Here is an 11,467-nt window from a genome sequence, read left to right as displayed (position 1 = left end):
GCTCCTCCACGAAACAGGGGGCCCGTTTCACGGCGGACCCGCGCTTGCCTTATAGCCGTGTGCGGCTACTCAACCTGGTCGTCTCCCGGGGCACCCCACCGCGGTTGGAGGGTTGCCGGCCAGCAAGCCGGGGCTTGACGCTGGCGCTCATGACCGTGTCAGAGAGTATCGCACCCGGCTGTGCGGGTGCCACCGCCCGTCGCGGAAGCGGCGGATCAGCCTTCCCGTCGCGGAAGCGGCGAATCAGCCTTCCCGTCGCGGAGCGGCGAAATCAGCCTTCCCGTCGCGGAGCGGCGAAATCAGCCAGTCGTGCGCTCCGGGTCGATCTGCTCGTCGAGGAAGTCGCGGATCAGGTCGGTGATGCGTTCCGGCGCTTCGAACATCGGGATGTGGCCGACGCCGTCGAGTTCGGTGTAGCGGGTGCTCCTGGGCAGGTGTTTGCGGAAGTGGTTCACGAACCGCGGGTGCGGCAGCACGCGGTCCTTCTCGCAGATCACCATGTGCGTCGGGGTCTTGGTGTCGGTGAGCTCCATCAGCCCGGGCAGCAGCAGCGCCTTGACCAGCAGCTGGTAGTAGGCCGCGCAGTGGGTGACGTCATCGATGATGTCGAGGAGGTCGGCGTCGGTGATGCCGTCCGGGGTGGCGCTGACCGGCACGCTGGCCAGCGCGCGCGCACCGGGCAGCCGGGCCGCGCGCGCGCCGAACATCTTGGCGACGATCCACACCGGGGCGCCCATGAGGAACTTGAACACGATCTCGTATTTGGGCAGCGACCACCGGTGCCATCCGCCGGCGGGGGCGATCGCGGTGAGCGAGCGGGCTCGACCGCGGCGCTCGAGTTCGAAGGCCACCCAGCCGCCCAGCGAGTTGCCGACGATGTGTGCGGTCTCCCAGCCCAGTTCGTCCATCCGGCGTTCGACGTCGTCGGCGAGTTCGGCGGTGTCGAGGAAGAACCGCGCCTTCACCCCGCCGTTGTGCCCCGGCATGGTGGGCGCAAGCACCTCGTAGCGGCCGGTCGCCGGTGCCGCCGGGTTGGCCGGGTCGACCCCGGCCAGCTGGGCTGCGACGTTCTTCCACACGTTCTGCGACATCGTGAACGGGTGCAGTAGCAGGACAGGCTCCCCTGATCCGAGGTGGATCGGCGCGCGAAGGCTCATAGGGCCCGACGATAAAGGTGATACCGGCGGTACCGCAAGGACGCCGTCGGGACGCGCTCGGTTAAGGTCAGCGGCCGTGACGGGTCCCATCACGCTCAGCACCATCAACGTCAACGGCATCCGCGCCGCGGTCAAGCAGCGCTCCCCGGAGAACCTCGGGCTGCTCGCCTGGTTCAAGGAGACGGCGTCGAACGTGGTGTGTCTGCAGGAGACCCGCGCCGACGACGAGCAGCTGGCCGAGGCGCTGGCCCCCGTGCTGGCCGACGGCTGGCACCTGGCGTCGGCGGCGCCGCACGTGAAGGGCCGCAACGGGGTGGCGGTGCTGTCCCGCACACCCCACGATGACGTTCGGATCGGCTGCGGGGCAGGGGAATTCGCTGCTCACGGCCGCTACATCGAGGTGGACACCGCCGGGGTGACGGTGGCCAGCGTGTACGTGCCGACCGGTGAGGCCGAAACGGACCGCCAGCTGGAGAAGGAACGGTTCATGGCCGCGGTGGCCGAGCGGATGTCGGTGCTGCTGGCGGAGTCGGCCCGCCCCGGTCGGCAGGCGGTGCTATCGGGCGACTGGAACATCGCCCACACCGAGAACGACATCAAGAACTGGAAGGGCAACGTCAAGAAGGCGGGATTCCTGCCGCAGGAACGCCAGTGGCTCAGCGATCTGTTGTCAGCCGGCTGGGTGGACGTGGTGCGGCGGGCCCACCCCGATGTCGCGGGTCCCTATGCGTGGTGGTCGTGGCGCGGCAAGGCGTTCGACAACGACGCGGGGTGGCGTATCGACTACCAGCTGGCCAGCCCGGGTCTGGCCGAGCGCGTCACGTCCGTCGTCACTGAACGCCCCGCCGCGTACGCGCTGCGGTGGTCCGACCACTGCCCGGTGACGGTCCGCTACGGGTGATTCCGCTCAGCAACCGGTCCGATTCGGCTCGGGGAGGGCGCCCTCGAGCGCGGTGCGGACCACGTCGTGGACCCGCGGATCCCACGTCAGCCCCGTCTCCCACGGCATGCCGGCCTCGTTCGAGACGTAGATGCTGTGGGTGTCGTCGAACGTGAAGCAGCGCCGCTGGGTAAGCACGCGGTCGCTGACGTCGACGGCCAGCGCGCTGGATGCCGCCACGATGCCGTCGTTCGGCCAGACCCTGGGGTTGACCGGCCCGGGCCGGGTGAACCGGTCACCGGCGATCAGCGTCACCGGGATGTCGTCGAGCACGCCGGCCTGGAACTCGTTCCAGCCGTTGGGTCCCATCAGATAGCGCTGGTCGACTTCGCGGCCGGAGCCGGTCATGAGCCCATCCACCTCGGCCTTCATACCGTCCATGGCGGATTCGCAGAACGCGTCGCCGAGGCAGTCCGACCTGGGTGTGATGCCGTTGGCGTAATCGGACAGGTAGGACCCCTGCCACGGGGTGCCGATGGTGGTCAGCGACCTGATGCGCAGCGCAGACCCGGTGTGCTGCAGCACCCGGAAGGCTGCCCGCGAATACAGCCCGCCCATGGAATGACCGACCATGTCCAGTTCCCGGACGCCGTACTCGTCGTGCAGATGGTTCAGAAACCGCGCCAGATGCTCACCGGCGAGGTCGATGCTGCCGGTCGAGTCGACGGTCATCACGTCGGACAGGGTGACGGCGCAGTCGCCGAATGCCCCGAACCCGGCCTGATCGACTGCCGGCCCGCGGCCGGTAGTCGCCGGGGACGTGAAGACCCGGTAGCCGTGGCCCAGCAGGTACTCACGCAGTGCGGTGTCGGTGTTACCGGCTGCCAGCCTGGATGTGCAGGCCCGTTCCGGGGTGGTGAACGGGCTCACCGCGGCGCCGCCGGACACGATCACCACCGCACGTCCGTCGGGGTGCGGTGCGCTGTGGGCGCTGCCGGCGCCCAGCAGCGCCGCGATCAGCAAGACCGCGACGGTGACTGCCAACGTGCGCACTGACTCTCCTGACGACGGCGTGAATGTGTGCCGGATGGTAGCGGGGCGGCACGGGTAAACCCGGGAGGCCGGTTCTGAGAAGATGGGTGTCACCATGAGCAACACAGCCAGGCCCGTCGTTTTCTCGGGCGCGCAACCCACGTCTGACTCCCTGCATCTGGGCAACGCGCTGGGCGCGGTCAGCCAGTGGGTGAGCCTGCAGGACGGCAACGACGCGTACTTCTGCGTCGTCGACCTGCATGCGATCACCGTCGCGCAGGACCCGCAGACGTTGCGGCGCCGCACGCTGGCCACCGCGGCCCAGTACCTCGCGCTCGGCGTGGACCCGCAGCGGGCGACCGTGTTCGTGCAGAGCCATGTCCCCACGCACTCCGAATTGGCTTGGGTGCTGGGCTGTTTCACCGGTTTCGGGCAGGCGGCGCGGATGACTCAGTTCAAGGACAAATCGCAGAAGCAGGGCGCCGACTCGACCACTGTCGGACTCTTCACCTATCCGGTGCTGATGGCCGCCGACGTGCTGCTCTACGACACCCAGCTGGTGCCGGTCGGCGAGGATCAGCGTCAGCACCTCGAGCTCGCCCGCGACCTCGCGCAGCGGATCAACGCCCGGTTCCCGGACACGTTCGTCGTACCCGAGGCGATGATCCCGAAGGCCACCGCCAAGATCTACGACCTGCAGGATCCGACGGCCAAGATGAGCAAGTCGGCCGACAGCGACGCCGGGCTGATCAGCCTGCTCGACGATCCGGCCAAGACCGCCAAGAAGATTCGGTCGGCCGTCACCGACAGCGAGCGCGAGATCCGGTTCGACCGCGAAGCCAAACCGGGGGTGTCCAACCTGCTGACCATCCAGTCCGCGGTGACGGGCGCGGACATCGACAAGCTCGTCGACGGGTACGCCGGCCGCGGGTACGGCGACCTGAAGAAGGAGACCGCCGAGGCGGTCGTCGAGTTCGTCACGCCGATCAAGAACCGGGTGGACGAGTTGCTCACCGATCCCGCGGAGCTGGAGAGCGTGCTGGCCAAGGGTGCCGAGCGGGCCCGTGAGGTGTCTGGACAGACGCTGCGCCGGGTATACGACCGGCTAGGGTTCCTGGCAGCTCGCTAATCGACGAGGGGGTCGGATGACAGTGCAGCCCGTGCCGGCCGAGTCCGAGGAGAAGAAGCCCGGGCTCCTGGACCGGTGGCGTGCGCGGATGCCCTGGTTCGACCATGTGATGCGCGCCCAGCAGCGCTACAACGACTCCAATGGTGACTTCTACGCGGCGGGCATCACCTATTTCACGATCTTCGCGCTGTTCCCGCTGCTGATGCTCGGTTTCTCGATCGGCGGGTTCGTGCTGGCCAACCAACCCGAGTTGCTCGCGGTGGTGGAGGATCGCATCCGCTCGTCTGTCAGCGGGAACCTCGGTCAGCAGCTCATCGAGCTGATGGACTCGGCGATCGAGTCGCGCGGCACCGTCGGAGTCATCGGTCTGGCGACGGCGGCATGGGCCGGGCTGGGATGGATGGCCAACCTGCGGGAGGCGCTCAGCCAGATGTGGGGGCTGTACCGCGACGAGCGGCCCGGCTTCCTCAAGACCAAGCTGTCGGATCTGGTGGCATTGCTGACCACGTTCGCCGCGATCATCGTCACGCTCGCGCTGACCGCACTGGGCAACACCTCGGTGATGGCCGACGTGCTGGACCGGCTCGGAATCGAGGACGCCCCGGGCCTGAACCTGATGCTGCGCATCGCCTCCATCGTCGTGGCGGTGCTGGTCTCGTGGATGTTGTTCACCTACATGATCTTCCGGTTGCCGCGCGAGTCGGTGAGCTTCCGCAGCAGCGTGCGGGCCGGGCTGATCGCGGCGGTGGCCTTCGAGATCTTCAAGTTCTTCGCGACGGTGTATCTGCAGCGGGTGCTCACCGGCCCCGCCGGTGCGACGTTCGGCCCGGTGCTGGGCCTGATGGTGTTCGCCTACATCGTGTCCCGGCTCATCCTGTTCGCCACCGCGTGGGCGGCGACGATGCCCGAGAACATGACCGAGGAACCGGTGCCCGCCCCGGGGCCCGCGGTCATCAACAACCGGATCCTCGAGCGCCCGAATCTGCCGGTGTGGCAGGCAGCGGCCGCGGCTGCCATGGGAGCCCTTGGCGCGCTGGTTCTTTCGCGCCGGCTTAAGCCTTAACGGGCGGGCCGGCGGTTCACCGCGCGTGCGGCCATGATCAAGCTGAGCACGATGACCGCGCCGATCACCCCGACGCCGACCCGCACGGGCATCGCGTCGACGTCGGGCAGCACCGCGTTGGCGTTGGCGGTCGCGGCGGTGGCGGGATCGGGCCGGATCACGCCGAGCGACGGGTCCGGTTCGATGAGCGTGCCGACCTTGGTGCCTGCAGCGACGGCGAAGCCGTAGTCGAGCAACCGGGCCGCCTGCTCCCACGGCGCAATCGGCTGCCGGGTGCCGCGCAGCAGCACCGCCATCAGCCGACGGCCGTCGCGGGTGGCGGCGCCGACGAATGTCTGGCCGGCGTCATCGGTGTAACCGGTCTTGCCGCCGAGGGCGCCCGGGTAGTTCGCCAGCAGCTTGTTGTCGTTTTCGATGGGGTAGCCGGCGCCGTCGCGGCCGGGGAAGGTCGATGAGCGGGTGGCCACGATGTCGCTGAACACCGGGTTGCTCCAGGCGTACCGGTAGAACAGCCCCATGTCGTAGGCGGAGGTGCTCATGCCGGGGCCGTCCAGCCCGGACGGGGTGGCCACCCGGGTGTCGCGCGCGCCGAGCTTGTTCGCCAGCGCGTTGAGCTTGGTCAGGGTGGTCTCCATGCCGCCCATCTGCATGGCCAGCGCGTGCGCGGCGTCGTTGCCCGAGTACATCAGCAGTCCGTGCAGCAGGTCGTTGATCGAGTAGAACCCGCCCGGACCGACGCCCACCTTGGTGCCTTCCTGGGCCGCGTCCTCTTCGGTGCCCGGGACGACCTTGTGCAGCGGCAGGTCGTTGATGGCCTGCATCGCGGTCAGCACCTTGATGACGCTGGCGGGCCGGTGCCGGCCGTGCGGGTCGCGGGCGGCGATGACGTCACCGGTGTCGAGATCGGCGACCAGCCACGCCTCGGCGGAGACGTCGCCGGGCACCGGCGGAGATCCGGGGGCGGTGATCACACCGCACCCGGACAGCGCGTCGCCGCCCATGGGTTTGGCCGGCACCGGCAGCGGGCCGGGCGTCGGGTCGCCGGGTTTGGGAACCTCGGACGCATCCACCGCCGGTGGCGTCGTCTCCCGGTACGGACACACGTTCGCCTCAGGTGCCGGCTGCGCGGCCGCGACGGGCGCCAGCGTCAGCATCGCAACGCTGACCAGCGCAGATGCCCGCGTCAGGACTGTCCGTAGAGTCGCCATCGTCTGGGCAGATTAGGCGATCGGGCAGGTCGTAGCCGGGAGCCACGCGGTGACGGATGTGGTTGGAGTTTCAGATGTGACTCGCCGGGGTAGGGGTCGTCGGCCGCGGAACTAGGCTGGGTGCCACCTCGGAAACCGCGCGAAGGGCGGGCATGTTCGTTCTTGTTCTCGGCTCGATCCTGGCGTTGATGCACCTCTACGTGTGGAAGCGGATGGTCAAGGACACCACCGCCCGCGGTCCCGCCCGGTGGCTGTTGTCCGGCCTGGTCGCGACGCTGTTGCTGCTCGTGCTGGCGGCGTTGCTCGTGCCCCGGGTGTTCGGTGTCGCGGAGTCCGGCTGGCTGGCCTGGCCGGGCTACCTGTGGTTCGGCCTGGTCGTCTACCTCTTCCTGACCCTGCTGGTGCTCGAGCCGGTGCGGCTGGTCCTGCGCCGGTGGGCGCGGCCCGCACCGGCAGCCGACGAGGCTCCGGCGGTCGATCGCAGGATGTTCCTGGCCCGTGCGTCGGCGGTGGCCGCCGGCGCCGCGGCCGTCGGGTTGGTCGGCACCGGTGTGGCCACCGCGGTGAAGCCGCCGCAACTGCTGCGGGTCCCGGTCCGGTTACCGAGGCTGGACCGGGCGTTCGACGGCTACCGCATCGCGGTGGTCTCGGACATCCACCTCGGCCCGCTGCTGGGCCGGGCGCACACCGAGCGCATCGTGCGGATCATCAACGAGACCGAGCCCGACCTGATCGCCGTGGTCGGCGACGTGGTGGACGGCACCGTCGCCGAGCTGGGAGCGGCCGCGGCACCGCTGCAGGACCTGCAGTCCCGCGACGGCGCGTTCTTCGTCACCGGCAACCATGAGTACTTCGTCGAGGACACCGCGGAGTGGATCCGCGAACTGGAACGGCTCGGGCTGCAGCCGCTGCGCAACGAGAACACCCGTATCCGCCGCGGCACAGCCGCGTTCGACCTGGCCGGGATCAACGACATCGCCGGCGAGCAGCGGTCCGATCCGCCCGATCTCGACCTCGCGCTGGACGGCGTGAACCCCGGCGACCCGACCGTCCTTCTGGCCCACCAGCCGGTCGCGGTCGCCGGCGCCGCGGAGCGCGGGGTCGATCTGCAGCTCTCCGGGCACACCCACGGCGGCCAGATGTGGCCGTTCCACTACGCCGTCGCACTGGCCCAGCCCGCGCTGGCCGGGCTGTCCCGGGTGGGGGACACGCAGCTCTACGTCACCCGTGGGGCCGGCTTCTGGGGGCCGCCGGTGCGGGTGGGCGCCCCGCCGGACATCAGCCTGCTGGATCTGCGCGCCGACGGGGTTTGACGGCCGAAGTCTCGGGTACATCTCAGCCAACTCCGACGGTAACGCTCAGGTGCGATCAGCAACCTGGAGTGACCAGGACTTCCGCGGGAGGAGCGACGATGGCCCCGAATACGGCGACCAAGAGCGCGTCCGTGGTGCGGCTCGACACCCACCCGGCGTTCTGCGCGGCCGAGCGCCGCTCCCGCGAGTTCGAGGAAGCGATGCGCAGGCATCCGGCGTCCCAGTCCCGGCTGCCGGTCCGAATGCCACCGTCTGCCCCGCCCCTGCGGCGGGTGTAGACGCGCGGAAGGGGCGCCTCTGGTGGTGGGGGCGCCCCTTTTTCGCGCCCGGGCCGGCTACGAGGTGAACAGGCGGGCACTGACCTCGCGCATCTCGACCTTGCGGATCTTGCCCGTCACCGTCATCGGAAACTCGTCGACGACGTGCACGTAGCGCGGGATCTTGTAGTGGGCGAGCTTGCCGGAGGCGAAGTCTCGCAGCGCGGCGGCGTCGAGGGCGGGGCGACCCGGCCGCATCCGGATCCACGCGCACACCTCTTCGCCGTACCGGTCGTCGGGCACCCCGACCACCTGGGCGTCCTCGATGTCGGGGTGGGTGTACAGGAACTCCTCGATCTCGCGCGGGTAGATGTTCTCCCCGCCGCGGATCACGACGTCCTTGATGCGCCCGACGATGTTGCAGTACCCGTCCGGCCGCATCACGGCCAGGTCGCCGGTGTGCATCCAGCCGTCGGCGTCGACCGCCTGGCGGGTCTTCTCCTCGTCGCGCCAGTAGCCGAGCATCACCGAATACCCACGCGTGCAGAACTCGCCGGGGCTGCCGCGCTCGACGACCTCGCGGGTCTGCGGGTCGACGATCTTGATCTCGACGTGCGGGTGCACCCGCCCGATCGAGGCCGTCCGCCGCTCCAGGTCGTCATCGATGAGGGTCTGGCACGACACCGGGGACGTCTCGGTCATGCCGTAGGCGATCGAGACCTCGGACATGTGCATGTCTTCGACGCAGCGCTTCATCACCTCGACCGGGCACACGGCGCCGGCCATGATGCCGGTCCGCAGCGACGACAGGTCCCGCTCGGCGAAGTCCGCGCGGTTCTGCATCGCGATGAACATCGTGGGCACGCCGTAAACCGCGGTGCACCTTTCGGTTTCGATCGCACGGAGGGTCTGGTCCGGATCGAACGCCGGCCCGGGGATCACCATCGTCGCGCCGTGCGTGGTGCAGCCGAGGTTGCCCATCACCATTCCGAAGCAGTGGTAGAACGGCACCGGGATGCACAGCCGGTCGCCGGGTTGCAGCCGGATCTGCTCGGTGACGAAGTAGCCGTTGTTGAGGATGTTGCGGTGCGACAGCGTCGCACCCTTCGGGAACCCGGTGGTTCCGGAGGTGTACTGGATGTTGATCGGGTCCCGGTTGGACAGCGCGGCGCCACGGTCCCGCAACTGCGCGTCGTCGATCCGGTCGCCGCCGGCGCGCAGACGGTCCCAGTCATCGGTGCCGATGAACAGAACCCGTTGGAGTGCAGGGACTTCCGGACGTACTTCATCGACCATCGCGACGTAGTCCGAGGTCTTGAACGCGGTGGCCGAGATCAACGTGGCCACGCCGGACTGCTCGAGCACATAGCGCAGTTCGTGCGTGCGGTAGGCGGGGTTGATGTTGACCAAAATCGCGCCGATCTTCGCCGTCGCGTACTGCACGATCGTCCATTCCGGACAGTTCGGTGCCCAGATGCCGACCCGGTCCCCGACGTCGACACCGAGAGACATCAAACCCTTTGCCACCGTGTCGATCTCGCGGTCCAGCTCGGCGTAGGTCCAGCGTCGGCCGCCGGCGACGTCGACCAGCGCCTCGAGGTCGGGATACGCCGCGGCGATCCGCTCGAAGTTCGCGCCGATCGTCTCCTCCAGGATCGGGGTGTCGGTCGGGCCGGCGTCGTAGGCCACACTCATCACTGCACCAGATCCTCGTAGCGGTATTCGGTGGCGATCGGCCGGCCTGCGCCGTGCGCGTCCTCCTCGCGGCGACGCAGCTCGACGCGGCGGATCTTGCCGGAGATCGTCTTGGGCAGCTCGAAGAACTCGACCCGGCGCACCTTCAGGTACGGGGCGAGGTGATCGCGGGAGTACTCCAGGATCGACCTGGCCGTGTCGGCGTCGGCGGTCCAGCCCTCGGCCAGGCTGACGTAGGCCTTGGGCACGGCCAGCCGGGTGTCGTCGGGCTGCGGGACCACGGCGGCTTCGACGACCGCCGGGTGCTCGATGAGCACGCTCTCCAACTCGAATGGCGACACCTTGTAGTCCGACGACTTGAACACGTCGTCGGTGCGGCCGATGTAGGTGATGTAGCCGTCGGCGTCGCGGCAGGCGACGTCGCCGGTGTGGTAGTAGCCGTCCCGCATCACCAGCGCGTTGCGGTCGTCGTCGCCGAGATATCCGGTCATCAGGTTCAGTGGGGTCTGGCCGAGGTCCAGGCAGATCTCGCCTTCCTCGGCGAGCTCACCGGTCAGCGGGTCCACCAGCACGACCGGCACACCGGGCATCGGGCGGCCCATGGACCCGGCCTTGACCGGCTGGCCCGGGGTGTTGCCGATCTGCAGCGTGGTCTCGGTCTGGCCGAACCCGTCGCGGATGGTCAGGCCCCAGGCCCGCTCCACGGCGCTGATCACCTCGGGATTCAGTGGTTCCCCGGCGCCGAGCACCTCGCGCAGCCCGGGCGGGCACTCACCCAGGTCGGCCTGGATCAGCATCCGCCACACCGTCGGCGGCGCGCAGAACGTGTTGACGCCGGCCCGGCGCATCTGGTGCAGCAGCGCCGAGGCGTCGAAGCGGCGGTAGTTGTAGACGAAGATCGTGGCCTCGGCGATCCATGGCGCGAAGAAGCAACTCCACGCGTGTTTGGCCCAGCCCGGCGAGCTGATCGCCAGGTGGACGTCGCCGGGGCGCACGCCGATCCAGGCCATCGTGGTCAGGTGCCCGACGGGATAGCTGATCTGGGAGTGCTCGACGAGTTTGGGCCTGCTGGTGGTGCCGGAGGTGAAATACACCAGCAGCGGGTCTTCGGCGGCGGTCTGCGGGTCGTGCGGCCCGGCAGGCTCGACGGCGGCGGCGTCGGCATAGGACTGCCAGCCCGGCACCGCGTCGCCGACGACGATCCTCACGTAATCGCCCGGCACGTCGGCGAACTTGCCCGAGTCGGCGGCATTGGCGATCACGAAGCCGGCCCCGCCGCGGGTGATGCGGTCGGCGAGGTCCGCTGGTCCCAGCGCGCCCGTGGTGGGCATGATGACCGCGCCCAGCTTGGCCACCGCCAGCATCGATTCCCACAGTTCGACCTGGTTGCCCAGCATCAGGATGACGCGGTCGCCCCTGCTCACGCCGAGCTTGCGCAGCCACGACGCCACCTGGTCGGACCGGCGCGCCATCGTGTCGAACGTGACCTGGCGCTCGGCGCCGTCCTCGTCGACGATCCACAGGGCGACGCGGTCGTTACCGCGCGCGATCTCGTCGAACCAGTCGGTGGCCCAGTTGAACGTACCGGTGATCCGCGGCCACTCGAAGGTCTCCACGGCCTTGTCGTAATCGGCCATGACGTCGACGAGGCGGTCGCGTGCGCTACGGAAGAGATCGGTGTTGCTCGCCATGCCTAATAGGATCTAGGTCACAGTCGTCCGTCCACCACCCCC

The 11,467-nt window shown here is 69.1% G+C and carries 10 protein-coding genes and 1 riboswitch; of the genes, 5 read left to right on the top strand and 5 right to left on the bottom strand.

Annotated features, from left to right (window positions below; translation table 11 throughout):
* Positions 1-35: 35 nt before the first annotated feature.
* Positions 36-155: riboswitch (SAM riboswitch) on the bottom strand.
* A gap of 144 nt (positions 156-299) precedes the next feature.
* Complete coding sequence (locus ACXMYJ_RS08310) at positions 300-1,157, bottom strand: alpha/beta fold hydrolase (protein ID WP_460355315.1); 858 nt, start codon at positions 1,155-1,157, stop codon at positions 300-302.
* Positions 1,158-1,245: 88 nt separating this feature from the next.
* Here ACXMYJ_RS08310 and ACXMYJ_RS08305 point away from each other — a divergent pair, with 88 nt between their 5' ends.
* Positions 1,246-2,058 (top strand): exodeoxyribonuclease III, encoded by an 813-nt coding sequence (locus ACXMYJ_RS08305; RefSeq protein ID WP_460355344.1) that lies wholly within the window; start codon positions 1,246-1,248, stop codon positions 2,056-2,058.
* A 6-nt stretch (positions 2,059-2,064) separates the two neighbouring features.
* Here the strand turns inward: ACXMYJ_RS08305 and ACXMYJ_RS08300 are convergent, their stop codons facing one another.
* Entirely contained in the window at positions 2,065-3,090 is a 1,026-nt protein-coding gene (locus ACXMYJ_RS08300; protein ID WP_460355313.1) for an alpha/beta hydrolase, read from the bottom strand.
* A gap of 94 nt (positions 3,091-3,184) precedes the next feature.
* Between ACXMYJ_RS08300 and trpS the strand changes: the two genes are divergently transcribed.
* Both trpS and yhjD read left to right on the top strand, forming a co-directional pair.
* Positions 3,185-4,198: a tryptophan--tRNA ligase gene (gene trpS / locus ACXMYJ_RS08295; protein ID WP_260757537.1), complete on the top strand. Its 1,014-nt coding sequence runs from the start codon at positions 3,185-3,187 to the stop codon at positions 4,196-4,198.
* A gap of 16 nt (positions 4,199-4,214) precedes the next feature.
* Positions 4,215-5,261: an inner membrane protein YhjD gene (gene yhjD, locus ACXMYJ_RS08290; protein WP_260757538.1), complete on the top strand. Its 1,047-nt coding sequence runs from the start codon at positions 4,215-4,217 to the stop codon at positions 5,259-5,261.
* Here yhjD and ACXMYJ_RS08285 read toward each other — a convergent pair.
* Entirely contained in the window at positions 5,258-6,415 is a 1,158-nt protein-coding gene (locus ACXMYJ_RS08285; protein WP_460355342.1) for a D-alanyl-D-alanine carboxypeptidase family protein, read from the bottom strand. The two genes, yhjD and ACXMYJ_RS08285, sit on opposite strands and share 4 nt — an antisense overlap.
* Before the next feature lie 206 nt (positions 6,416-6,621).
* On the opposite strand from ACXMYJ_RS08285, the gene ACXMYJ_RS08280 reads away from it, so the two are divergent.
* Entirely contained in the window at positions 6,622-7,782 is a 1,161-nt protein-coding gene (locus ACXMYJ_RS08280) for a metallophosphoesterase (protein WP_260757541.1), read from the top strand.
* A 98-nt stretch (positions 7,783-7,880) separates the two neighbouring features.
* The gene (locus ACXMYJ_RS08275; protein ID WP_260757542.1) at positions 7,881-8,060 is read left to right on the top strand and encodes a hypothetical protein; all 180 of its coding nucleotides are present in this window, start codon (positions 7,881-7,883) and stop codon (positions 8,058-8,060) included.
* A 57-nt stretch (positions 8,061-8,117) separates the two neighbouring features.
* Here ACXMYJ_RS08275 and ACXMYJ_RS08270 read toward each other — a convergent pair whose 3' ends face one another.
* Positions 8,118-9,734: an AMP-binding protein gene (locus ACXMYJ_RS08270; RefSeq protein ID WP_260757543.1), complete on the bottom strand. Its 1,617-nt coding sequence runs from the start codon at positions 9,732-9,734 to the stop codon at positions 8,118-8,120.
* Positions 9,734-11,425, bottom strand: a complete 1,692-nt coding sequence (locus ACXMYJ_RS08265; RefSeq protein WP_260757544.1) for an AMP-binding protein — start codon at positions 11,423-11,425, stop codon at positions 9,734-9,736. The genes ACXMYJ_RS08270 and ACXMYJ_RS08265 overlap by 1 nt, the downstream gene beginning before the upstream one ends.
* Positions 11,426-11,467: the final 42 nt, after the last annotated feature.

This window comes from Mycobacterium sp. ZZG (genome assembly GCF_054786995.1).
The sequence above is the reverse complement of the archived record's forward strand: the minus strand, read 5'-3'. Positions and strand labels throughout refer to the sequence as shown.

Excerpts from the sequence above, each read along its gene's own strand:
- ACXMYJ_RS08285 (WP_460355342.1), bottom strand. The coding sequence starts at position 6,415 with ATGCTGACGCTGGCGCCCGTCGCGGCCGCGCAGCCGGCACCTGAGGCG.
- ACXMYJ_RS08275 (WP_260757542.1), top strand. The coding sequence starts at position 7,881 with ATGGCCCCGAATACGGCGACCAAGAGCGCGTCCGTGGTGCGGCTCGAC.
- trpS (WP_260757537.1), top strand. The coding sequence starts at position 3,185 with ATGAGCAACACAGCCAGGCCCGTCGTTTTCTCGGGCGCGCAACCCACG.
- yhjD (WP_260757538.1), top strand. The coding sequence starts at position 4,215 with ATGACAGTGCAGCCCGTGCCGGCCGAGTCCGAGGAGAAGAAGCCCGGG.
- ACXMYJ_RS08310 (WP_460355315.1), bottom strand. The coding sequence starts at position 1,157 with ATGAGCCTTCGCGCGCCGATCCACCTCGGATCAGGGGAGCCTGTCCTG.
- ACXMYJ_RS08270 (WP_260757543.1), bottom strand. The coding sequence starts at position 9,734 with ATGAGTGTGGCCTACGACGCCGGCCCGACCGACACCCCGATCCTGGAG.
- ACXMYJ_RS08265 (WP_260757544.1), bottom strand. The coding sequence starts at position 11,425 with ATGGCGAGCAACACCGATCTCTTCCGTAGCGCACGCGACCGCCTCGTC.
- ACXMYJ_RS08280 (WP_260757541.1), top strand. The coding sequence starts at position 6,622 with ATGTTCGTTCTTGTTCTCGGCTCGATCCTGGCGTTGATGCACCTCTAC.